Here is a 22550-nt window from a genome sequence, read left to right as displayed (position 1 = left end):
GGAGGAGATCGGGGGAAGCGAATGCTACCGCGTGCGGCGCGGTGGCGTGTGGCGGGCAAACCGCCGGGCATGGCCCGGCGCTACCAGGGCACCGTCGCGGCGGTAGCGCCGGGCCGTGCCCGGCGAGCGCGGCGGCCCGTTTTACGCTGCACCGCACAAACCGCTGACAGGACGATGACAGCTACGGCAACCCAGACTGCGGCCGCGCACCATCCGGTGCCCACGATTGCCGCGCGCCCGGCGCGCACCTGGGAGGGTTTGTGGAACTGAAGTTTGCCTGGCAGCGCCCCGCCGCCATGATGGCCTTGGCTGCGCTGGCCGCGCCGGCCTTTGCGGAAGACGACCGGCCGGTCACCGCCACCGTCGGCGGCCGCCTGCACCTGGATTTCGCCACGTTCGACAACGACGACCGCGGCACCCCGAACAAGGACGACACCGAGATCCGCCGCGCCTGGCTGGACGTGTCGGGCAAGTTCTTCGTGGTCGACTACAAGGCCGAGGCGGACTTTTCCGGTGACCGCGTCGAGGCCAAGGATGTCTACCTCAGCCGCAGCTTCGGCAAGGCCGGCAAGCTGACGGTGGGCCAGTTCAAGCAGTATTTCTCGCTGGATGACCGCACCAGTTCCAACTACGGCAGCTTCCTGGAGCGCGGCAACGCCGGCACCACGCTGGCGCCGCTGTACCGCCTGGGTGCGTCCTGGCAGGCCAATCCGGGTGATTTCACCTGGGCCGCCAGCCTCTACAGCCTGGAGAGCATCGATGCCTGGCAGGTGAAGGGTCGCGCAGCCGGTGGCCGCGTCACCTGGGCGCCCTCGCCCAGCGACGGTGACGTGCTGCACCTGGGCCTGTCGCTGGCCCATGAGGCCTACGACAACCCCGGCAGCAACGGCACCCCGGGCCTGAAGATCCGCCCGCGCCCGGCCGGCCACCTGTCCGACGAAAGCCGCCTGACCCTGGTCGACTTCTCTGCCGGCCGCGATACCGACGTCAACAAGTGGTCGCTGGAATACGCGCAGGTGCGCGGCCCGCTGTCCTGGCAGGGTGAATTCAGCGGCGCCACCTTCGACGACGGCGCCCAGCGCGGCGATGTGATGGCCGCCTACGGCATGCTCAGCTGGTTCGTCACCGGCGAAAGCAAGGCCTACGACCGCAAGACCGGTCGCTTCGCCCGGGTGAAGGACATCCGCCACAAGGCCGGTGCCTTCGAAGTGGCGCTGCGCTACGACCAGATGTGGGGCGCCCAGCACCTCGACGGCGCGCCCGACCTGCGCCGCGGCAGCACCGCCGCCTGGACGCTGGGCGGCAACTGGTACCTGCGCGACAACCTGCGCTTCATGCTCGACCTGATCGAAAGCCGCAACCGTGACCGCCTGGCCGGGGTGACGCTGGACCGCACCCGCGCGGTCACCGGCCGCCTGCAGTTCGACTTCTGAGCCACGCACTCCCTCCCCCCCTCTTCAACCGCAGTACGCAAGGAGTCCGCAGATGATGCTGAGCATCCTCGGCTTTGGCATGGTCATTACGTTCATGTACTTGATCATGAGCAAACGACTGTCGCCGCTGGTCGCCCTGATCACCATCCCGATCATCTTCGCCCTGCTGGGCGGCTTTGGCGCCAACATCGATGAAATGATGCTGGAAGGCATCAAGAAGATCGCGCCGACCGGCGTGATGCTGATGTTCGCCATCCTCTACTTCGGCGTGATGATCGATGCGGGCCTGTTCGACCCGCTGGTGCGCATCATCCTGCGCTTCGTCAAGGGCGATCCGATGAAGATCGTGCTCGGCACCGCCGTGCTGGCGATGCTGATCTCGCTCGACGGCGATGGCTCGACCACCTACATGATCACCGTCTCGGCGATGCTGCCGCTGTACCAGCGCCTGGGCATGAACGCGCTGAACATGACCTGCGTGACCATCCTCGCCGGCGGCGTGATGAACCTGACCCCCTGGGGTGGCCCGACCGCACGCGCGGCCACCGCGCTGCACGTGGACCCGGCCGATGTGTTCGTGCCGTTGATCCCGTCGATGGTGATCGCCTGTGCCGGCGTGCTGCTGCTGGCCTGGTACCTGGGCATGAAGGAACGCCGCCGCCTGGGCGTGGTCACCCTGCCGCAGGGTGGCAGCTGGATGGACAACAGCGTGTCCGATGACAACAACGCGCTGCCGTCGGTGGAAGACGCCGAGGACATCAAGCGCCCGAAGCTGCTGTGGGTGAACCTGGCACTGACCCTGGCCCTGATGGGCGCGCTGATCGCCGGCGTGCTGCCGATGCCGGTGCTGTTCATGGTCGGCTTCGCCATCGCCCTGGTCATCAACTACCCGAACCTGGCCGAACAGCGTCGCCGCGTGGTCAACCACGCCGGCAACGTGCTGTCGGTGGTGGCGCTGATCTTCGCCGCGGGCATCTTCACCGGCATCCTCAACAACACCGGCATGGTCGAGGCAATGTCGCACAGCTTCCTGGCGATCATTCCCGAATCGTGGGGCCCGTACCTGGCCGTCATCACCGCCATCGCGTCGATGCCGTTCACCTTCTTCATGTCCAACGACGCCTTCTACTTCGGCGTGCTGCCGATCCTGTCCGAGGCCGCCGGCAACTACGGCATCACCCCGGTGGAAATGGCCCGCGCGTCGCTGGCCGGGCAGCCGGTGCACCTGCTCAGCCCGCTGGTGCCGTCCACCTACCTGCTGGTGGGTTTGGCCAAGGTCGAGTTCGCCGACCACCAGAAGTTCACCCTGAAGTGGGCGATCGCCATCTCGCTGCTGTTGATGGTCGGCGGCCTGCTGTTCGGCCTGTATCCCTTCGCATCCTGATCCGGACACCAAGGAGCCTTCTGCAATGACGCTTCGAATTGCTTACGTCACCAGCGGCATGGGCAGTGTCGGCACTGCCATCTGCCAGAGCCTCGCCCGTTCGGGCCATACCGTGGTCGCCGGCTGCGCCCCCAACTCGCCACGCAAGGCCAACTGGCTGCGCGAGCAGCGCGAACAGGGCTTCGACTTCATCGCCTCCGAAGGCAACGCCACCGACTGGGCATCCACCTCGGCGGCCTTCGCCAAGGTGCGCGCCGAAGTGGGCGAAGTGGACGTGCTGGTCAACAACTCCGGCGGCAGCCGCGACCTGCTGTTCCGGCAGATGACGGTGGAGGACTGGAATGCGGTGATCGCCTCCAACCTCAACGCGCTGTTCAACCTGACCAAGCAGGTGGTCGATGGCATGGCCACGCGCGGCTGGGGCCGCATCGTCAACATCGGTTCGGTCAGCGCCCACAAGGGCCAGATCGGCCAGGTGAACTACGCGACGGCCAAGGCGGCAATGCACGGTTTCAGCCGCGCCCTGGCTGCTGAAGTCGCTTCGCGCGGGGTCACCGTGAACACCTTGTCGCCCGGCTACATCGCCAGCCAGGCCATCAGCAGCTTCCCGCCGGACGTGCTGGACCGGCTGGCCGCCTCGGTGCCGGTGCGCCGCCTGGGCCGGCCGGAGGAAGTGGCCGGCCTGGTGGCCTGGTTGGCCTCGGATGAAGCCTCGTATGTGACCGGTGCGGATTACCCGGTCAATGGTGGGTTGTACATGGGGTGAGGCCCGTGGGGTCAGATCCCTTTCGCGTGCGAAAGGGCTCTGACCCCTGCCTGATGCGTGGATGCTTGATCCTCTACCCGCGGGCGTTTGCCAGCGCATCGGCAATGTCTTCGGGCAGGCCGGTGATGAAATCCACGTCGTCCGATTCCTCCACGATCTGACCCGGGCGCGGCTGCCACATCAGGGCGGGGATCGCGCGCAACTCCTCCCGGCCCGGCCAGCGTGTGGGGAAACGTGGCCGGTTCAACTCCAGGTCGAAACCCAGCCCGTCATCCGCGTAGGCGCCTTCAGCCAGGCGCTGCTCGATCTGTCGCAACACTGCAGCGGTGTAGCGGTGCGACTCCGGCACATCCTCGATCGTGACGAACGGGACGTACCACGACGCGCCCAGGTTCCAGTAGAGCGCCAGTGCGCTGGATGCCGCCAATGTCGGCTGGTCCAGCAGCCACTGCAGCGCATCTGACAGTGAGTTGGCCTCGGCGAACAGCATCACCTGATGGCGTTGCTGCGGCGATGCCTGGCGCAGGAAGGACTCGAGTACCGGCCAGCCCGGATCCGATGCCATCGCCACCGGCGACAACAATGGTGGGACCGCTTCAGCATAGATGTCGACGTCGCCGGCCACGTCGTCGCCCAGGGCCGGGCCACGATCAGGCTGCATCGCAGCGGCCAGGTCCTGCAGTTGTGCAGCCACGTCCAATGGCAGGCCGTCATCGAAGGTTTCGTCAATCACCTCCGCGAAAGGATCGACCGCCCGCGCGCCCACGACGGCGGCCAGCAGGGCGTCCGGCACGGCACGGCGCATCGTCAGCCCGGGATGATCGCCCACCGATGGGCCAGGCCAGTTGCACGGATCGAAGGCGAGCCCATGATCGGCATAGAAACCTTCGAGATAGCGCTGCTCGATGTCGCGGACGATCGCGTAGGCATCGCGCTCATGCTCGGGCACGTCGCCATCGCTGGCGTACTGGGCGAACCAGGCTGCGCCCAGTGACCAGTACATCAGCAGGGCCGTCGCGCGATCCAGCTCGCTGCGCCCTGCCAGCCAGGCCAGCAGCTCGGGGCTGTCGTCGTAGTTGCGGCGCGCAACATAGATGTGGCGCTGCTCGGGAGATGCCTGCAGCAGGTAGTCCTGCAGCAGCGCGCGGGAGGCGCGGTCGTACTCGTCGGGGGTCAAGGGGGGACTTCCATCACAGCGGGACCCGCGCAGTTTAGCCGCCCCTCCCCTCTGGCGTGGAATCAGTAGATCCACGCCATGCGTGGATGCACCCGCCACGATCCACGTCACCCTTACAGCGCACCCAGCCAGAAACCAGCTTCATTTTTCGTAATCGTCTTATAGACCACGGCAGTCAGCGGACCGCACCCTGTACCAACACTCTGCCAGGGAGGCACGCTGTAATGCACACGATTGCGAAACCCGTCAGTGGCGATCGCCTGATCGATGCCTGCTGGGGACCGGGCGCTACTGAACCATCGGTATTCGTCCAGTCGCTCGACTACCGGGATGCGTTCAACGAGGATTTCGCTCTCACCGCCCACGGTCTGGTGCAGGCTAGCCTTGAAGACGTACAGGCACTGCAGGGCCGCGTTGTAGGCGTCGGCGTGACCCGCCCCGGCAACGGTCGTCGCTGGTTCTGCGGCATCGTGGATGCCATCCGGTGTACAGCACAGCACGGCGTGTGGCAGAACGTCACATTGCGGGTCGTGTCAGCGCTGGCCCTGCTGGACCGACGGACGGCCTGCCGCGTCTTCCAGGACATGAGCGTGCCGGATGTCGTGGCATGCATCCTGGACGAGCACCGCCAGGGTAACGCCAGCATTGCCCTGGCGTTCGACCACCGGCGCTCATTGCTGGCGCAGCATGACGTGCGCTCGTACTGCGTGCAGTTCAACGAATCGGACAAGCAGTTCATCGAACGCCTGCTGGCCGAAGAAGGCATCAGCTACCGGTTCGAGTTCGATCGGGTGGACGGCACGCCGCGCCACGTGCTTGTTCTGAGCGACCAGCCCCTGTTTGATCCTGACGGCGCCGTCGCCCTGCCGCACCGCGCCGCCGGTACGGATGACGGCACGCCCCATCTGCAGGGGTGGCAGCTGCTGCACAGGCTGATTCCCTCGCGCCACACGCTGTCCAGCTTCGACTATGCGAGCGCACAGCGCCTGCGCGGCAGCGACGATCTCGCGCTTTCGGCAAGTGCCGATCTGGCCCGGAGTGTGCAGGGCCTGGAGAGCCATCAGGCACGCACCCTCTATTACGGCAGCAACACCGCGGACATGAACCGCTACGCGCGCCTGCAGATGCAGGCGCAGGAGCTGAGGTCGAAGACGTGGCTCGGCGAAGGCGACTTCCGCGGGCTTGCCACCGCCGACAGCGTGCTGGTGGAAGGACGACCTGGTACAGCCGGGGCACCGGCGCCTGCGGGCTTCCTCATCAGTGGCGTGCACGTGCTTGCCACCAACAACCTCCCTGATGCGATGGCCTCCCTCGCTCCGGCAGCTGGGCACCTGCCTCCGGCAGGCCAATGCCTCACCCGGTTCCGCGCGGTGCCGGGCGATATGCCGCTGGTACCCATGCACACGCGCCCTCTGTTGCGTCCCAATGCGCCCGGCATGCAGACCGCGACGGTGGTGGGGCCGGAGGGCGAGACCGTGTACACCGATGCCTTGGGGCGCATCCGCATCCGCTTTCACTGGCAGCGTGACCAGGATGAACCGGCCAATCGCGATGGGCAGGACGCGTGGTCATCCACCTGGGTGCGCGTGGCCATGCCCAGTGCAGGTGACGGTTTTGGCCACCAGTTCCTGCCACGGGTGGGGCAGGAAGTGGTCGTCGCCTTTCTTCACGGCGACATTGATCGCCCTCTGGTCATTGCTGGCGTCTACAACGGGCGCCACGCAACGCCACGCTTTGGTGGCATGGGCAGCCTGCCGGCCAACCGCGCCGTGTCGGGCATCCGCAGCCACGAGCACGGTGGTGACGGATTCAATGAACTCTCGATGGACGACACCGGCCAGGCACTGGGCACGACGCTGCGATCCAGCCCCTTCGAAAGTGCACTGCACCTGGGCCATGTGGCAACACCACGCCGCGATGGCAACGCGCAGGCACGCGGCCAGGGTGCGGAACTGCGCACCGATGCGGCATTGGCGCTGCGCTCGGCCAAAGGCCTGCTGGTAAGCAGCCATGCGCAGACCGGTGGAAACGGCCCGCAGATGGCGTTGCCGGAGCTGCTGGACGTACTTGGCACCTGCCGCCAGCTGTTCGGCACCCTGGCCGAGATGGCCACGCGCCTGCAGGCCGGCACACCGGACGCCGATGCCCAGGCAGCGTTGGATACCGCACTGCAGGGCTGGTCGGGGGATGCCGTCGCAGCCAACGAGCCGGTCATTGCTCTGGCGGCATCTGCGGGCCTGGTCAGTGCCTCGCCTGCCAGCCAGCTGCATGTCAGCGGCCAGCACCACGACGTGGTGGCGCAGGGACGGGTGCAGCACACCAGCGGTGAACGCATGCAACTGCTGGCCGGCAAAGGCCTGTCGATGTTCGTGGCCGAGGGCGGCGTGCAGGCCGTCGCCAACCAGGGTGACCTGCAGCTGCAGGCCCGTGACGGGCTGCTGGACGGTCATGCGCTCGCCGGCATGCAGCTGAGCACGGAGAAGGGGGAGATCGTGCTGTCCGCGCCCAGCATCCGCCTGGTGGCCGCCGATGGCAGCTTCATCCGCATCGGTGATGGGGTGACGGTCGGCAGCAAGGGGGCTCTGGCGTTCCACGGTGCAGAGCACCGCTGGGAAGGCCCGGCAAGCGACCACTGGAGCCGCACGTTGCCGACCGAACTCCCGCCGATCTGCCTGCCCTGCCTGGCCAGAGCGGCGGCCGCAGGCAGTGCCCGCGTGCAGCTGGCGGGCGCGGCATGAATCCGCTGCCCCCACGGTGGAATGACTGCAGCACGCAGCCCGGTATCGAGCCGCTGGTGCTGGTGGACGGCGCAATGCAGCGCGACGTGGGCGCACGCCTGGCAGACCGAGCAGGCGACGCCGTCTCGCTGTTTTCAGATCTGCCCGGGGCGGCACAGGCGCTCGGCCCTTGGCTGATGCTCCCTGCCCACGCCGTGTCGTTGGGGCTGGACGGCAGCGGCCCGGGAATGAACTGGCTGGCCAGCCGCTGCACCTTCGGAGAGACGCTCGTGCACCTGCGCCATTGGCTGCGCGACGGCGACCCAGCCGGCATGCAGTACACCCGGCTGGCAGATGGCCGGGTGCTGCGTGCGGCGATCCAAGTGTGGCGTCCCGCTCAGCTTATCGCTTTCAGCACGCCGTGGGCCGGGTGGTGGCTGTCAGACCGCGACGGACGGGCGATGCCCCTGGCGATTCCCCCGCTGCATGCCATGGCTGCTGTGGGGGATGCGTCTCCTGGCTGGGACGCGGACCAGACGGCGGCGCTCGCTGAATCGGGATTGGCTGATGCGTTGCTGCAGTCACTGAAACCCACGCTTCGCTCCATGCCGTCAGCTACATCCCGGGAAGCGCGCCACGCTCTGGCGACAACACTGATTGCCGCAGCACGGCAGCACGGCTATGTCGAACCCAGCGATCTGGCCAGCTGGGTTGCCTGGGGTATGCGTTGCAGTGAGGACGCCGACGCGCTTCGCGCGCATCCGGTGCATGCACAAGCACTGCGAGGCGCGGATCTGTGGATGGCCCTGGGGAATGCGGAGGTCGTTCGACCTTCATCCGATTCAATTTGACAACGGAGAACACACCTTGAACGGCACAGATCGAAAGGGCGCCTCCCCGGACGCACCGAAGGCCGACGATGGCGACGGAAGTCTGCGGGAGGAAACCATCATGCTCGACTGGATCCTGCTGGACGTGCTGGTGTCCCTGGCCCTGGTCACTCTGGCGGTCTCGCTGCTGCCCGCCTTCCAGCCCGATATCGCTGGCAGCAGGCCCTACGCAAGCGAGGAAAGTCCGGTTGGCTTCGCGCTGGTACTGGCAGTGCCCGTATTCCTCATCGTCAATGGCATGCGCCGGGGTTTCCTCAACCACGCCGTCGCAATGCGGCATGCACGTGCACTCGATCAGATGGCCGTGGGATCCGCCGCCGCCGTGCTGGTGATGGCGTTCGGCTATGCGCAGTACGGCGACGGATATCTGCGGATGCTGCTGCCCCTGTACCTGCCCGCGGTCATGGTGCCGGCCGGCCTGGTGATCTTCGGCCTGCACTTCCGCGCAAGACGGGAAGAAGCGAGATGGGCCCGGGAGCTGGAAAAAGCGGACTAGCGCTCGGCGGCTGAACGTGCCATTGAGGCCCGATCTGCAGGCCGAGCGTGGATCAGCGTAGCGCTGTTGACGACCGCAGCGTCGGCCGCGTTTGGCATATCCACGCTTGTCCCAAGCCGCGGTGGCGCAGACGAAGAGAAAGAGGATGCGCCGCTCCATTACCCGATGCATGCGGTGACCGGAGCCGTTGAGGAGGAGTGATGCACGACCGATCTCGTTCGCCGGGAGGTTCGCTTCTGCAGAAGCTGGCTTCGCTGCATCCCGTGGCAAAAGCAGCGCTACTCATTGTGTACGTTGCCCTGTCCGCCGTGCTGCTGGTGATCTGGAAGACCCGGGAAGTACCGCAACCCGTGCCGACCTGGATAGGCAGCAATCTGACCTCGATGGATTACGAACCAACCGATACGTTTGTTCGGCCGGTCTATGTCAATGGCCAGGGAGGGGACAGCGCGGGCACGGGAGGCAGCACCATGCTGGGTGTCCTGACTCTTCCAGCGCGGTGGCATCCGGGCCTTACCGTTCGCGTGAAGTGGCGGCGCTGCGAGGCAGGTACAGAGTACGTACCCGGTGAATCAGAGGATGAAGGCTGCCGCTGGATAGAAAAGGATGTTGCAGTCCAGCCCTATACCTATGTGGCCGAGACCTGGCTGCACATCTTTGAGGACGATGAGGTTCTGGTTATTCCCAGTGCGCTCTCCCCACGCGACCCCGACTATCCCGGCGCGAGACATCCATACAAGAGCTTCGATAAGAAGAGGGGCATCGGTGAACATGAGTAAGCAGGAAATCGAGTTTGCGTGGGCGCCCAGCGGTGCGCCTGCCACACTGCAGTTCAATCCGGTGGCACCGCAACCCGGCAACAGTTCAGTGTCGTGCCAGATCGTTACACAGTTCTCCATCTTCTTTGATGGCACGCGTAATCATGCGGAGGAGGACGAGCCCTCTGGATCGCAGAGCAACATCGCGCGCCTGTTCGGAGCCTGCCTCGGCGAGGATCGGGACGGGCAGTTTCGTCTCTACATCCCGGGCGTTGGCACCCCATTCCCACCCATTGGAGAACCTGTCCCCCATCCTCTTGGTGCCCGCGATGGCGCGTACGGCGACCGCCGCTTGCGCTACGCTTACCTGTTCATCGCGAATCGGATTGCAGAGCTTAGTGGCTACCCGCTCATCGTCGAGGAAACTGACCAGGCACTGGCTCGTGCCATCGAGGATGAAGCGCAAGTAGAAGTCTGGACCCGCAAGCTGTGCGAGATCTTCGCCAGCCCCAAACCGGCAGCACCGCAGATTGTCGGTGTCACCCTGGACCTGTTCGGCTTCTCCCGCGGAGCCACCGCAGCGCGCGCCTTTCTCAACCAGCTGCTGGAATGGACTGGCACACGGGCCTCTCACATGCCGCCCAACCTGTTCGGCGCGCCACTGCGCGTGCGCTTCATGGGGCTGTTCGATACGGTGGCCTCGGTACACATAGCCGACTCGATGCCGCTGCCCGGCGATGGTCACTTGAAGTGGGCGGAACCACGTCTGATGGTCATTCCGGCATTCGTAGAGCAATGCGTGCACCTGGTGGCCGCCCACGAGGCGCGCAACTCCTTCCCGCTCACCACCATCTCCGCCAGCCAGCAGGACGCACCACGTCGCCTGGAAATCATCTATCCCGGCATGCACTCGGACGTGGGTGGTGGTTATGGCCCCCGTTCGCAGGGCAAAGGCACATTGGCCGCCGGCCAGGTACGGCAAGGTGAGGCCGACATGCTGTCGCAGATTCCGTTGAATGACATGTACGATCGCGCCCGAGTTGCCGGAGTTCCATTGATGGAACGCAGCAGGCTTGCCCGACAAAGGATAGCAAGCCAGTTCACCGTATCACCCGAGCTGCAACGGGCCTATGACACCTATCAGCGCACGTTGAACGCCTCCTCCAGCGGCGCGCCGCTGCTGACGCAGATCCACATGCACTACCTGCATTATCTCGGCTGGCGCAAGCACGTGTTGCAGCGGGACACTCTCATTGCGATGCCCTTCATGCAGCGCTGCAGGGATGGCGAGCCCCAGGACTTCGTCAACCTGGACCAGGCCAACGTAGAGTTCCAAGCCTACATCGTGCCGTTCATGCGCCCCTCCGATCGTGCCGTCATCCAGGCCGGCAAGGTGCTCGTCGTGCGCGACTATCTGCTGCGGCAGTACGACTGCATGAAGCTCTATGACCGTTACTGGGCCGGATTGCCAACGCCCGGGGAACCGCTGCGTGCGCTGCTGGAGGGATATGCGCACGATTCGCGCGCGGCGTTCGTGCTGACCGATCCCCAGTGCGAGCGCGACTACCAGACCATGCACGCGGATCTGGAACGCTTGGATGCTCAGCACCTTGAGAGCCTGCGCCTGCACGAAGCAGAGCGGGTCCACAAGATGCAGCAGTATGAAGAGGCCCTCGACCGCCACGACAACGAGGTGTTCGTACCGGGTGGCTGGATGGAGACGAAGCCACCTCGGCCCAAGCCACCGCTCATCCGACCGGTGCCCGAGGACCCGCTGAATGAGGCCGATCGCAAGGCACTTGAAACCTACAGGTCTGGCAGGAAGCCGATTTTCAGCGATGCACATCCGGGCTCTTCCATGGATGGTAAAGAGGATGCGCTGGATCTGATCGCCAGGTTCTCCCGCCGTGAGGTGCGCTGGAGCTACCTGCGCCGACGCCAGGTGTTCCGAGCCGTGAAGGGCATGACTGACAACCCTCGAGGCGAGGTCAGTGACAACTCGAAGATGAGACGCCTGACCTATGCGGATGGCCTTTCATGAGCATGGGGCATCGATCGGTAGCGCGTGCCGTTCTGGCAGTGGCCGGGGTTCTCCTGTTTGCGTGGACCAGCGTTGTAGCCTGGTCTGCACTGGATCCCACCGAGAGCTTCAGCGCCCGCGAGATCATGCACGGATGGATGATCGGAGGTTTTCCGCTGTTGGCTGCAGGCCTTGCCGCTGCGCTCATTCACTGGCGGTTGCAGCCCGCAGAGCCAACTCCGGCCACCTCCCAGGAAGCGAGCCACGCTGAGCCAGCTGCGCTTGGCGTTGCCTCCCTGCAGATACGTGCGGCGTTTTCGCGTGTGGACAGCCATTCGATCGAATCGCTGTTGGCAATGCTTGCAGAGAAGGATGGCAGATCGGCGCTCGCCGCAGACCTTCCCGATCCACAGACATCCCTGGCACGAGCAGGAATGATCGTACAGGCTCGGTTCGGGCTGGCGATGGATTGGCTGGCACGAACCCTCCCTGACGCTGCAGTGCTGCCCGTGTACACGCTGGCGCCCGAGTTGACAGTTGAAAGCCGCTTCGCTGCACGACAGTGGCTTGGATTGATGGTTGCACAGACAAGCTTGTCCTTGCCTCTTCTGCTGCGCGAGAAGGACCAGGACGGTGGCGACATGGCGGCCCTGCTGCAGCAGGTGCACGCACATTTCGAACGATCGCCGACGCTCAGCCGTGCATTGCTGGTCTGCCTTGACGGACATCTCGTGCGCGGGCATTACCCGGGTCCCCACGCACCTCCGCGTGAGGAACTGCACGACAGCGTGGTGGTGCTACTGATCAGCCGAAGCATCCTTCCTCCACAGGTCCGCAACGAGGCGGTAGTCGTGGACGGCCCCACTGGCAGACGACGACAGGAAGCGTGGGCGTGGTGGCGGGATCGCGTGTCGGCAGTCGCTTCTATTGCGTCCGACGAACCCGAAGGCAGAGCGATTTCCAGCGAATTTGCTGCGGCGTACCTGCGCGAACTGCAGAAGACAGAGGGCATGGAGCGCGCCAGTGATCTTTCAGCCGACCCCTGCTACCCCCTGCCGTGGACCACGACTGAGGTGGAATCGTTCGACGACGAGTCATTACTGGCTCAGCTGCCTGCACCCGTACAGGTCGAGCTGCAGGACACCAACGGAACCGTTCTTCCGCGTCTCCAGCGCCAGCAACGCATTACCGAGGCGTGGTGTGCGCTGCGTGCTTGCCTACCGGCCGGTCCATTAAGGGTTTGGCACGACAGCCAGCTATACCCCCAGACCACAATGGATCTGCGCATCGCGCTGGCGAGGCTGCCCCAGCCTCTGGATCTCGATGACACCGATTTCGGCACGGATCTCTATCACCGCCTCGGCCCTCTCGGCAGCAGTACCGGTGCCATCGGGGTGGCGCTAGCCGCGCGGTCACCCGGCAGCCACGTGGTAGTCCTGCCCAGCGTCAATGGACTACTGCTGCAACCGGTGCTGGCGCCACTCCCATCCTCTCCGCTCGCCTCACAGGAGCCTGCATGAAGCCATACCTGTCTTTTACGATGCTCTCATTGGCACTGGCGCTGGCTGCCTGCACAGAGACGGAATCGCCCCCAGCCCGCCCCTGGTACGCCCCGGAGCCCTGGCAGGGTCCCGAAGCCCCGCAGCCTTTGCTTCATACCGTCTGGAAACTGAGCCACCTTCCGGTTGACGACCATCACCCTGCCGTCCAGCTCGTCCCCCGCTCCCAGGCGGGCTTCGTCATCTTCGAGGCGGACGGCCACCGCCTCACCGGGTTCGCGGGCTGCCAGCCGCTGAGCGGCGTCTACCACCTGCAAGGCAATGAAGGGTTGGCCATCGAGGCTGTCGCCCGCACAGGTGCGAGGTGCCACAAGGCAACGTTCGACACGATCGGTGACCGCTTTGCCACCGCACTCAGCACCGCAACCGGCTACCGCCTTGGCAAAGACGATGCGGTGCTGGAACTGCTGGACGGCGAGCGCGTGACCGCGACATTGATCTACCGCACACCTCCTCCGGGCCGGTGGTGATGCCATGCCTTCCCCCATCTGCCAAGGCGATTCCACCACGGGCGGCGGCGAGGTCACCCGCTGCCAGCATGCTTCCACCCATCGCATCAATGGGCATCCAGTGGCGGTGAAGGGTGACTACGCCAGCTGTTCCCTGCACCCCGGCGAGCACAGTTTCGTCGAGGGCAGCAGCACCCATCTGGCCAACGGCCTGCCGATCGTGCTGGAAGGCCACCTGCTCAGCTGCGGCTGCCATGCCATCGCCGGCAAGGCCGCGCACGTCAAAGTGGGATAAGTCGTGCGGCAGAAGACACGTCCCATTTTTCAGCTCCGCTCAGCAACAGAAGGACTCGTCCATGAATGATCGACAGCCAAGTACTTCCCCACCGGAAGAGCCCCATCAGCCACGTGAGGTCATCCAGGAGGCAGCAGATTCCGTTGTGCTTGCCTGGGCCGCCTTGGACCTGCTCGTCGCCCTCTGCCTGGCCTTCTTTGTCGTCGCGCTGTTCCCCGCGTTCCAGGAGGGCCCCGACCATGCGTACCGCTACGCATCTGATGAAAGCCCGATCCCGTTTGCGATGATGCTGTTCATACCCTTGTTTGCAACGGTCAACGGCATGCGCCGCGGCTTTCTCGACCAGTGGATAGGGAAGCGGTACGCGGGGCAGCTGGACCAGATCGCATTCGGCGCTGCAGGGTTCATGCTGGTGCTCACCGTGGGCTACATCGAGTATGAATCTGTCAATGCCCGCTTGATCTATCCTGTCGTACTGATTGCCGTAATGTTGCCAGCCTGCCTGCTGATCGGCATGATCCGCTCGGCCGCATTGAAGGAAGAACACAACGCAGCGCAGTACTGGGATTACCACGGGCGACCTGGCGAGGTGCTGGCGGCCCAGATGTCCCGGACTGCAGCCAAGGTGTGGCTGTGCGGCGCATTGGTTGCTGCCGTTCTGGCGGTGAGCTTGGGCGTCGCCGCGCAAAGCGCTGCGAGAGAGCGCCCCCCGCGCATTGGTCAGCCAGCAGCACCTACGCCCCAGGAAGCAGCAGCGCCGACGGAGACGCCGTGAATGCCCGGTGCCCCTTGACTGCACAACCCCATCCACGCGCGGCGTGGATCTACCGGTCCAACACCATCCGCGCGCGACGTGGAGGCACCAAGACCCAGTAGATCCACGCCACGCGTGGATGCGTCATCCCTACCCGATCAAAACTCCGCCGCCACCGTCATGAACACCTGGCGCGGTGCACTGGCATGGATGGCATAACGCGTGCCGGTCGGATCGGTCGGTGCGAACGAACTCAACTGGCCGGCGTAACGCTTGTTGGTCAGGTTGGTCGCGTTCAACGACACGCGGATGTTGCGCAGGCCCATGCCCGGGCCAAAGTCATAGCCTGCACCGGCATCGAAGGTGGTCACGCCCGGCACCGACTGGTCGTTGGTGTAGGTGTAGTAGCGCTTGCCGGTGTACTTGGCGCGCAGGCTGGCGAAGAAGCCATCGCGGTTCCAGCTGATCTCGCTGGACGCCATGCGCTGCGGCGTATCCACGGTGATCTTGCCGGCCACCGGCACGATCGCGCCACCGGAGGTGTAGTCATCCTCGTAGGTGGTCTTGTTCCAGGACAGCGCGTTGTACCACTGCAGCCCATCAACCGGCTTGAGGATGAAGGTCAGCTCGGCGCCATGGCTCTTCACCGAACCCACGTTGATGAAGCGCGTCACGCACTCAGGGCGCGTACCGACTTCGATGCTCGAACACGGGTTGAGCGACAGCAGGCGGTTGTCGAACTTCACGTTGTACGCGGCGATGGATGCCTGGTACTTCTCGCCAAAGGTACGGAAGCCGGCTTCCAGGCTCTTCGACTTTTCCGGTTCCAGCCCGGCGCTGGCCGCGAACGATTCCGGCGAGACCTGCAGCGGGCCGCCGCTGCCGCCGCCGACGAAGGCCGCGATGTTCTCGGCGTACGAAGCAAACAGCTCGTTGTTGGCGTTGAGCTTGAAGCCCAGGCCGACCTGCGGCAGCACCGATTCCTTGGCGGTCAGCGTGCCCGAGGCAATGCTGGTCTCCACACCGGATTTTGCGGTGGCGCGCATGCGCGTGTTCGGGCTCTTGATGCCCACGTCCACGGTCAGGCGCTGGTCGAGGAAGCGCATGCGGTCCTGCACGTAGAACTGCTGCGTGCGGATGTCGAAGTCCTGGTTGAACAGCAGGCGGTCCGGATTCTTCAGGTACAGATCATCCAGGAACGGACCACTGATGTAGTAGAAATTGCGCGACACGTTGTGGTCGTTCTGCTCGTACCACAGGCCGGCTTCCAGCTCGTGGATGCCCACCTGCCACGACAGCGCAGCGGTCAGGCCATCGCGGTTGATGGTGTAGTTGGTGCTGCGGATGGAGATCGGCAGCATCTGGTCGGTGCCCGGATAGGACGGCTGGCCCGGCGCCCACCAGTGGCCCTGGCCACGGTTGTCATGGTGGTAGGCCACCAGCTTCAGGCGGCCCTGCTCGCCCAGGCGCAGGTCGGCATCGACCGAGTACAGGTTGTCATCGCGCAGCGCGCGGCTCTGGTAGTAGGCATCGTCGATGCTGTTGACACCGCCGCTGAACTGGCACTTGGCCGGATCGCGCGTGCCGGGTGCGCACCAGGCGGCCGCGACGGCACGGTCCCAGTCCGGCGCGTAGATGTTCCAGTCCCAGCCCAGGCCGCGGTCCAGCATGTCCTTGGAGAGATAGGCGTAGTTGGCCTGGCTGGCGCGCGAGGTGGCGACGAACGCGCCGAAGCGGTGGTCGCCCACGTTCCACACGGCCTTGGCGTTGAACTGGCGGGTGGTCTGGTTCTGGTACGGCGCGGCCCACATGTCCTGGTCCTGGTGCACGCCGGAGACATAGGCCGAGAAGCCGTTGATGTCGCCGGTATCCACGCGCAGGTAGCCGCGGCGCTGGTTGTCATCGCCCACGGTGACGCTGGCACGGCCGCCGAATTCGGTGGAGGGGTCCATCGAGAAATACTGGATGGTGCCGCCCAGGTTGCTGGTGGAGGCGACGCCCAGTGAACCGATGCCCTGCGACAGTTCAGCACCAGCGAGGTTTTCGGCGATCAGTGCGCGGGCGATGCTCAGGCCGTTGTAGTTGCCGTAGCTGTTGTCGCCCAGCGGGATGCCATCGAGCGTGTAGCCGAGGCGGCTCTTGTCGAAGCCGCGCAGGCTGATGGTCTGCGATTCTTCATTCGCACCGAAAGCATCGTTGGACTGCACCGACACGCCCGGCAGGCGGTCGAGGATCTTCTGGCCGCTGGTGCCAGGCGGCAGCACCTGCTTGTCCACGGCGGTGATGCGCTGCACCTGGCGGGTTTCGCCCTGGCCGATGACGGACACGGTGTCGAGCGTCTGTGCGCTCAGCGCGGCGTCGGCGGTGGCATCGGTGGTTTCAGCGGCATGCGCGCTGGCGGCGGAAAGCGCGATCGCCACGGCGATCGTGAGGTGTCGGGTCTGCATGTGGATCCATTGCATGGGGGGAGTCCGCCGCGACTCGGCACGGCGCGCCGCCACTATGCGAATGGAAGATGAAATGTTTTTTACGAAGTGGCGCGGGTGTTGCGGGCAGTGACGCGCGTCTCGTTCGTGGGGTTTTTCGGCAGGGCTGCGCCCTGCACCTGCCGAATCAACGTCAACGTCAACGTCAACGTCAACGTCAACATCAAAGGCAAGAGCGGCATTCCGTGGGATGGCGGGGCACTGTGGGTGTGCGGGGACGCCGTAAACCCATCCATGGGGGCTTGGTCGCCGCATCCATGCGGCTCACACCCCGCAAACCCACAGTGCCCCGCCTTCGACAGTTTCACGCGGCTGTTGGTGGGTGCCGACCGTTGGTCGGCACGGGGTCGGATCCCGTTGCTACGCAACGGGCTCTGACCCCGGTTCTGTTTTTGATTTGGCGATTACTTCCGGCGGACTTTCCAACGCGCCTTTCACTCCGGCGCCAGCTGGTCCATCCGAATCCGGTTGGCGAACAACGAGAACGCCAGCATGCCCGCCAATCCATTCGCCCGGCTCACCCAGTGCGGCAGCCAGCGCGGTGGCTTCAACACGCCACTTTCGAACAACGGTGCGAAGGCAATCGCATCGGTCAGGCTCATCTTGCCGGCAAACAGCCAGCGGCAGACCTGCAGGCGATCCTCGGCCAGCATGTGCCGGAAGAAGGTATGCACCGACACCAGCCCGCGCAGGTACACCGTGTCCTTGGTGAAGGCCAGGCCTCCACTCGGCGGCACGCCGCGGAACACGCGCTGCGCCGAGGCGAAGCTCTCTTCCGGGTTCTGCCCGGCCTCGCAGAAATAGCGGTACACCTCGATGAAATCCGCGCCTTCGCGTGCCATTGCAATGGCTTCGGTGCGCAGGCTGATGCGCTTCAGCCGTTCGATGTCGATGCTGCCGGTGATCTGCTCGGCGAACGTGGCCAGGCCTTCCTGGGTGGCGGTCACCCGTGGCGAGGACAGGGCCAGGCTGGGCAGCACCGGTTGTTCGCGGCCATTCAATGCGGTGAGCGAATGCACCAGCGCTTCGTGATGGAACAGCTGCGCGCGGTCATAGGCGCTGAAACGCGCGCTGGTGCGCAGGCGGATGCGGGTCGGGCCAGCGGCCGCCTTGGACACCAGTTCCGGGTCCAGCTGCACCTGGATGATGCGCGATTCAAAGAAGCCGTCGAGGTCGTTCTGCAGCTGCAGCTGCAGGGCGATGGCCGACACCGGCACCTGTTCTTCCGGCGCCAGCAGTTCGCTGTCCAGTTCGCTGGCGATCTGGATGAAGTGGCGGGCGGCCTCGCGCGTGCTTGGGCCGTTGCCCGGCAACGGTTGTTCCGGCGCACCGAACAGCTGCACCGAACAGCGGTCCACGGCGGCAGTGCCCAGGCCTTCCAGCAGCTGCGCGGCCAGGTCCCAGCTCTGCGCGGACTGCTGCACGTAGTGGCCCAGCGGATGGCTGGGATCACACTCGGCGGCGATGGCGGCCAGCGCGCGGCGCTCCTCGCTGAAATCCAGCTTCGGGTACTCCACCTTCGGCAGCACCGGCTGTCCGCGGGCCACGCTGTCCAGGAACGGTGCCTGCACCGTTGCCGGCCAACTGGTCAGCCCCAGCAGGCGGATGCCGCCCACGGCCTCGACCAGTCGTGCGTCGAGCGCCGCATGGTGGGCCACGTCATGGTCCAGCGTCGCGGTCGTTTCCATGGGCGGACTATAGCGCCCTGCCCGCGAGATGGTAGTTGCCAACCTTGGTTGGCATCCGCCGCAGGCGGGGCTTCGGACACCTCCGTGCCAACCAAGGTTGGCACCTACCAGAGCAGAGGCGCGCATCCCGGTAGACGCCAACCTTGGTTGGCATCCGCCGCAGGCGGGCTTCGGACACCTCCGTGCCAACCAAGGTTGGCACCTACCAGAGCAGAGGCGCGCATCCCGGTAGATGCCAACCTTGGTTGGCATCCGCCGCAGGCGGGGCTTCGGACACCTCCGTGCCAACCAACGTTGGCACCTACCAGAGCAGAGGCGCGGAACCCGGTAGTTGCCAACCTTGGTTGGCATCCGCCACAGGCGGGGCTTCGGACACCTCCGTGCCAACCAAGGTTGGCACCTGCCAGAGCAGAGGCGCGCATCCCGGTAGTTGCCAACCTTGGCTGGCATCCGCCGCAGGCGGGGCTTCGGACACCTACCAGAGCAGGCAGAGGCGGGGCCATTGCAGGGGTCAGAGCCCATTGCAGCGCAATGGGATCCGACCCCGCGATACCCATCAGCGCCTGCGCGGCTTGCCCGCCGGGCGGAACTGCTGGCCCTTGCCCTTCTTGCCGCCGCGCTCCTGCGCGGTTTCGGCCTGGCGCACGGCCAGCTTGGCGGCGGCGGCAGCCACTTCTTCCTTCAGCTTGAAGTAGTTCTGCAGCCGGCTCTCTTCGATCTCACCGGCATCGATGGCAGCGCGCACGGCGCAGCCCGGCTCCTGCTGGTGCATGCAGTCGTTGAAACGGCACTGCGCCGCCAGTGCCTCGATGTCGGCGAAGCCGCCTTCGGACAGTGTTTCTTCGCCGGTCGGCTTCAGCTCGCGCATGCCCGGCGTGTCGATCAGGCACGCGCCCATCGGCAGCGGCATCAGCGCGCGGTGGGTGGTGGTGTGGCGGCCGCGCGAATCGTTGGCGCGCACGGCATTGGTCTTCATCCGCTGCTCGCCCAGCAGGGTGTTGGTCAGCGTGGATTTGCCGGCACCGGACGAACCGACCAGCACCACCGTGCGGCCCGGGCCCAGCCAGGGTTCCAGCACGGACACGCTGTCGGCATCCAGGCCATTGATCGCGTGCAGCGCGATGCCCTGCATCTCCAGCTCCTCCAGCACCGCCAGCGCGTCTTCGCTGTACTCGGTCTGGTCGGCCTTGGTCAGCACCACCACCGGTTCGGCACCGCCGCCGCCGACCAGCAGCAGGTAGCGCTCGATGCGGCGCGGGTTGAAGTCGGCATCCAGGCCACAGACGATGAACACCGTATCGATGTTGGCCGCGATCACCTGCTGGTGGTAATGCTCGCCAGCCGCGCCGCGCTTGATGGCGGTACGCCGTGGCAGCAGCGCAACGATGCGGATGCCGTCCAGCAGCACCCAGTCACCCACCGCCGGCCGCTCGTGGCTGGGGAAGCGCGGGCGCTGCCATTCCGGCAGCGACTCGGCCTTGATCGAGGCGTCCGGGCCGTCGGCCACCACATAGTGGGTGCGGTGCTGTTCGATCACGCGCGCCGGGCGGGCCTGCGGGTGCGCGGCCATGGCGGCCTGCCAGTCGGCCTGCTGCGGCGGGCCCGGCCAGGGCCAGCCGATGGTCTGCAGGGCGTTGAAATCGGGGGTCTGGGTCATCGCCGCCATTCTAACCGGCCCGATGCCCTGCCAGCCCAGCAACGGCAGGCCCTGGGGCCTTGCCATGCACTGCAGCAATTCCGGTAGGATGGAAACCCCATGCCTTTTGACGGCCCAGCCCCCATGTCCACCACGTCGCACAAGCCCCTGGCCACCCGCGAGCGCCTTTCCGAAGTGCGCTACGAAATCCGCGGAGAACTGGCCCGGCGAGCGCGGGAGCTGGAAGCGCAGGGCCGCAAGCTGATCAAGCTGAACATCGGCAACCCCGGCAACTTCGGCTTCCGCGCGCCCGAGCACCTGCAGCACGCGATTGCCGATGACATGGGCCGCACCGACCCGTACACCCACCAGCAGGGCCTGCCGGTGGCCCGCGAAGCCATCGCCGCCGCCTATGCGCGCCGTGGTGCGCCCGATGCCCACCCGGACCGCGTGTTCGTCGGCAACGGCGTCAGCGAGCTGATCGACCTGTCGCTGCGCGCCCTGCTGAACCCGGGCGACGAAGTGCTGGTGCCCTCGCCGGACTACCCGCTGTGGTCGGCCGCCGCCATCCTCAACGACGGCCGCCCGGTGTACTACCGCTGCGCGCCGGAGAACGGCTTCCAGCCCGACCCGACCGAGATCGAGACGCTGGTGTCCTCGCGCACCCGTGCCATCGTGCTGATCAACCCGAACAACCCCAGCGGCGCCAGCTACCCGCGCGAGCTGCTGGAACGCGTGGTCGAGATCGCACGCCGCCACAACCTGCTGCTGCTGGTCGATGAAATCTACGACCAGATCCTCTATGACGATGCGGTGTTCCAGCCGGTCGCGCCGCTGGCCGGCGACCATCCGTGCCTGACCTTCAGCGGCCTGAGCAAGGTGCACCGTGCCTGCGGCTGGCGCGTGGGCTGGGCCCACCTCAGTGGCGACGATGCGCGCCTGGGTGAGTTCCGCGCGGCACTGGACCTGCTCAGTGCGCTGCGCCTGTGCGCCAACGTGCCGGGCCAGTACGCCATCGACGCCGCGGTAAACGGCCCGGACACCATTTCCGAACTGTGTGCCCCCGGCGGCCGCCTGTATGAAACCCGCCGCGCGGTGATCGAGGCCTGCAACGCCAGCGAGCACCTGTCGCTGGTCGCCCCGGCCGGCGCCCTGTACGCGTTCCCGGCCGTGGTCGGTGCTGCCGCCAAGGGCTTCGACGACCACAATTTCGCGCTGGACCTGATGAACGACGAAGGCGTGCTGGTGGTACCGGGCTCGAGCTTCAACGTGCCCTACCGCCACCACTTCCGCGTGACCCTGCTGCCGGAAGCCTCGGTGATGCGCGATGTGTTCGCGCGCATCGACCGCGTGCTGGCCCGCCGCGCCGAGGACGCCACCAAGGTCGTGCCGCTGAAGCCGCGCCGCTCGGTGGCCTGAGCGTGGCGCTGTCCTTCCTGGCGCTGGGCGATTCGTACACCATCGGTGAGGCGGTCGCGGTCGAAGGCCGCTGGCCGCACCAGCTGGCCGCGGCGCTGCGCGCGCAGGGCGTGGACCTGGCCGACCCGCAGACCATCGCCACCACCGGCTGGACCACCGACGAGCTCGATGCCGGCATCGATGCGGCCGCACCGCAGGGCCCGTTTGGGTTCGTCAGCCTGCTGATCGGGGTCAACAACCAGTACCGCGGGCGCCCGCTGGACGAATACCGCCACCAGTTCGAGGCGCTGCTGCAGCGTGCGATCGGCTTTGCCGGTGGCGATGCCGGCCGCGTGCTGGTGCTGTCCTTCCCCGACTGGGGCGCGACCCCGTTCGGCGCCGGCAGCGGTCGTGACCTGGCCAGCGTCGAGATCGAGACCGACGAATTCAACGCCGCCGCCGAGGTGATCAGCACCCAGCGTGGCGTGGCCTTCGTCGACATCACCGACATCAGCCGCACGCACGGCACCGACCCGGCGATGATCGCCGGGGATGGCCTGCATCCGTCCGCGCGGATGTATGCGTTGTGGGCCGAACGCGCCCTGCCCGTGGCCACGCAGCTGCTGCAGCGCACGGACTGAGCG

General features: G+C 66.0%; 18 protein-coding genes. 14 read left to right on the top strand and 4 right to left on the bottom strand.

Annotated elements, in window-relative coordinates; translation table 11 throughout:
• The first annotated feature begins 296 nt into the window (after nucleotides 1-296).
• Genes C1926_RS19690 through phbB form a run of 3 tightly spaced genes read left to right on the top strand, consistent with a single transcriptional unit; the run spans nucleotide 297 to nucleotide 3583 of the window.
• Nucleotides 297-1433, top strand: coding sequence for a porin (locus C1926_RS19690; protein ID WP_079225366.1), 1137 nt, complete (start codon nucleotides 297-299; stop codon nucleotides 1431-1433).
• A 55-nt stretch (nucleotides 1434-1488) separates the two neighbouring features.
• Nucleotides 1489-2817 (top strand): CitMHS family transporter, encoded by a 1329-nt coding sequence (locus tag C1926_RS19685; RefSeq protein ID WP_079225368.1) that lies wholly within the window; start codon nucleotides 1489-1491, stop codon nucleotides 2815-2817.
• A 25-nt stretch (nucleotides 2818-2842) separates the two neighbouring features.
• Nucleotides 2843-3583, top strand: a complete 741-nt coding sequence (phbB, locus tag C1926_RS19680; protein WP_079223230.1) for an acetoacetyl-CoA reductase — start codon at nucleotides 2843-2845, stop codon at nucleotides 3581-3583.
• 73 nt (nucleotides 3584-3656) lie between these two features.
• On the opposite strand, the gene C1926_RS19675 is transcribed toward phbB, so the two are convergent.
• Nucleotides 3657-4760, bottom strand: coding sequence for a DUF4274 domain-containing protein (locus C1926_RS19675; RefSeq protein ID WP_108760372.1), 1104 nt, complete (start codon nucleotides 4758-4760; stop codon nucleotides 3657-3659).
• Between the two features lie 224 nt (nucleotides 4761-4984).
• Here C1926_RS19675 and tssI point away from each other — a divergent pair, with 224 nt between their 5' ends.
• The 9 genes from tssI (at nucleotide 4985) to C1926_RS19630 (ending at nucleotide 14719) form a co-directional block, all read left to right on the top strand.
• Nucleotides 4985-7498 (top strand): type VI secretion system Vgr family protein, encoded by a 2514-nt coding sequence (tssI, locus tag C1926_RS19670; RefSeq protein WP_159095165.1) that lies wholly within the window; start codon nucleotides 4985-4987, stop codon nucleotides 7496-7498.
• Nucleotides 7495-8328 carry a DUF4123 domain-containing protein gene (locus C1926_RS19665; protein ID WP_108760370.1) on the top strand — a complete coding sequence of 278 codons (834 nt, stop codon included), beginning with the start codon at nucleotides 7495-7497 and terminating at the stop codon, nucleotides 8326-8328. The genes tssI and C1926_RS19665 overlap by 4 nt, the downstream gene beginning before the upstream one ends.
• A gap of 100 nt (nucleotides 8329-8428) precedes the next feature.
• On the top strand, nucleotides 8429-8863 hold the full coding sequence (locus tag C1926_RS19660) for a hypothetical protein (protein ID WP_108760369.1): 435 nt from the start codon (nucleotides 8429-8431) through the stop codon (nucleotides 8861-8863).
• Between the two features lie 200 nt (nucleotides 8864-9063).
• Nucleotides 9064-9642 (top strand): DUF3304 domain-containing protein, encoded by a 579-nt coding sequence (locus C1926_RS19655; RefSeq protein WP_108760368.1) that lies wholly within the window; start codon nucleotides 9064-9066, stop codon nucleotides 9640-9642.
• Nucleotides 9635-11662 carry a DUF2235 domain-containing protein gene (locus C1926_RS19650; RefSeq protein ID WP_159095164.1) on the top strand — a complete coding sequence of 676 codons (2028 nt, stop codon included), beginning with the start codon at nucleotides 9635-9637 and terminating at the stop codon, nucleotides 11660-11662. The genes C1926_RS19655 and C1926_RS19650 overlap by 8 nt, the downstream gene beginning before the upstream one ends.
• The gene (locus C1926_RS19645) at nucleotides 11659-13161 is read left to right on the top strand and encodes a DUF2875 family protein (RefSeq protein WP_108760366.1); all 1503 of its coding nucleotides are present in this window, start codon (nucleotides 11659-11661) and stop codon (nucleotides 13159-13161) included. The genes C1926_RS19650 and C1926_RS19645 overlap by 4 nt, the downstream gene beginning before the upstream one ends.
• Nucleotides 13158-13670, top strand: coding sequence for an META domain-containing protein (locus C1926_RS19640; RefSeq protein WP_108760365.1), 513 nt, complete (start codon nucleotides 13158-13160; stop codon nucleotides 13668-13670). The genes C1926_RS19645 and C1926_RS19640 overlap by 4 nt, the downstream gene beginning before the upstream one ends.
• A gap of 4 nt (nucleotides 13671-13674) precedes the next feature.
• Complete coding sequence (locus tag C1926_RS19635; protein ID WP_108760364.1) at nucleotides 13675-13944, top strand: PAAR domain-containing protein; 270 nt, start codon at nucleotides 13675-13677, stop codon at nucleotides 13942-13944.
• Between the two features lie 61 nt (nucleotides 13945-14005).
• Entirely contained in the window at nucleotides 14006-14719 is a 714-nt protein-coding gene (locus C1926_RS19630) for a hypothetical protein (RefSeq protein WP_159095163.1), read from the top strand.
• 137 nt (nucleotides 14720-14856) lie between these two features.
• On the opposite strand, the gene C1926_RS19625 is transcribed toward C1926_RS19630, so the two are convergent.
• From C1926_RS19625 to rsgA, 3 genes are all read right to left on the bottom strand, one after another.
• Complete coding sequence (locus C1926_RS19625; RefSeq protein WP_108747334.1) at nucleotides 14857-17145, bottom strand: TonB-dependent receptor; 2289 nt, start codon at nucleotides 17143-17145, stop codon at nucleotides 14857-14859.
• Between the two features lie 473 nt (nucleotides 17146-17618).
• Nucleotides 17619-18872 carry a flavohemoglobin expression-modulating QEGLA motif protein gene (locus C1926_RS19615; protein ID WP_108760361.1) on the bottom strand — a complete coding sequence of 418 codons (1254 nt, stop codon included), beginning with the start codon at nucleotides 18870-18872 and terminating at the stop codon, nucleotides 17619-17621.
• A gap of 556 nt (nucleotides 18873-19428) precedes the next feature.
• Entirely contained in the window at nucleotides 19429-20529 is a 1101-nt protein-coding gene (rsgA, locus tag C1926_RS19610; RefSeq protein ID WP_234458277.1) for a ribosome small subunit-dependent GTPase A, read from the bottom strand.
• Between the two features lie 123 nt (nucleotides 20530-20652).
• Here rsgA and C1926_RS19605 point away from each other — a divergent pair, with 123 nt between their 5' ends.
• Both C1926_RS19605 and C1926_RS19600 read left to right on the top strand, forming a co-directional pair.
• On the top strand, nucleotides 20653-21927 hold the full coding sequence (locus tag C1926_RS19605) for a pyridoxal phosphate-dependent aminotransferase (RefSeq protein ID WP_108760359.1): 1275 nt from the start codon (nucleotides 20653-20655) through the stop codon (nucleotides 21925-21927).
• A gap of 2 nt (nucleotides 21928-21929) precedes the next feature.
• A complete protein-coding gene (locus C1926_RS19600) occupies nucleotides 21930-22547 on the top strand; it encodes an SGNH/GDSL hydrolase family protein (protein WP_108760358.1) in 618 nt (205 codons plus the stop codon).
• Nucleotides 22548-22550 lie beyond the last annotated feature (3 nt).

This window comes from Stenotrophomonas sp. ZAC14A_NAIMI4_1, assembly GCF_003086915.1.
Lineage (GTDB): Bacteria > Pseudomonadota > Gammaproteobacteria > Xanthomonadales > Xanthomonadaceae > Stenotrophomonas.
This window is presented reverse-complemented; position numbering and strand designations above follow the sequence as displayed.

Excerpts from the sequence above, each read along its gene's own strand:
- C1926_RS19690 (WP_079225366.1), top strand. The coding sequence starts at position 297 with ATGATGGCCTTGGCTGCGCTGGCCGCGCCGGCCTTTGCGGAAGACGAC.
- C1926_RS19685 (WP_079225368.1), top strand. The coding sequence starts at position 1,489 with ATGCTGAGCATCCTCGGCTTTGGCATGGTCATTACGTTCATGTACTTG.
- phbB (WP_079223230.1), top strand. The coding sequence starts at position 2,843 with ATGACGCTTCGAATTGCTTACGTCACCAGCGGCATGGGCAGTGTCGGC.
- tssI (WP_159095165.1), top strand. The coding sequence starts at position 4,985 with ATGCACACGATTGCGAAACCCGTCAGTGGCGATCGCCTGATCGATGCC.
- C1926_RS19665 (WP_108760370.1), top strand. The coding sequence starts at position 7,495 with ATGAATCCGCTGCCCCCACGGTGGAATGACTGCAGCACGCAGCCCGGT.
- C1926_RS19660 (WP_108760369.1), top strand. The coding sequence starts at position 8,429 with ATGCTCGACTGGATCCTGCTGGACGTGCTGGTGTCCCTGGCCCTGGTC.
- C1926_RS19655 (WP_108760368.1), top strand. The coding sequence starts at position 9,064 with ATGCACGACCGATCTCGTTCGCCGGGAGGTTCGCTTCTGCAGAAGCTG.
- C1926_RS19650 (WP_159095164.1), top strand. The coding sequence starts at position 9,635 with ATGAGTAAGCAGGAAATCGAGTTTGCGTGGGCGCCCAGCGGTGCGCCT.
- C1926_RS19645 (WP_108760366.1), top strand. The coding sequence starts at position 11,659 with ATGAGCATGGGGCATCGATCGGTAGCGCGTGCCGTTCTGGCAGTGGCC.
- C1926_RS19640 (WP_108760365.1), top strand. The coding sequence starts at position 13,158 with ATGAAGCCATACCTGTCTTTTACGATGCTCTCATTGGCACTGGCGCTG.
- C1926_RS19635 (WP_108760364.1), top strand. The coding sequence starts at position 13,675 with ATGCCTTCCCCCATCTGCCAAGGCGATTCCACCACGGGCGGCGGCGAG.
- C1926_RS19630 (WP_159095163.1), top strand. The coding sequence starts at position 14,006 with ATGAATGATCGACAGCCAAGTACTTCCCCACCGGAAGAGCCCCATCAG.
- C1926_RS19625 (WP_108747334.1), bottom strand. The coding sequence starts at position 17,145 with ATGCAGACCCGACACCTCACGATCGCCGTGGCGATCGCGCTTTCCGCC.
- C1926_RS19615 (WP_108760361.1), bottom strand. The coding sequence starts at position 18,872 with ATGGAAACGACCGCGACGCTGGACCATGACGTGGCCCACCATGCGGCG.
- rsgA (WP_234458277.1), bottom strand. The coding sequence starts at position 20,529 with ATGACCCAGACCCCCGATTTCAACGCCCTGCAGACCATCGGCTGGCCC.
- C1926_RS19605 (WP_108760359.1), top strand. The coding sequence starts at position 20,653 with ATGTCCACCACGTCGCACAAGCCCCTGGCCACCCGCGAGCGCCTTTCC.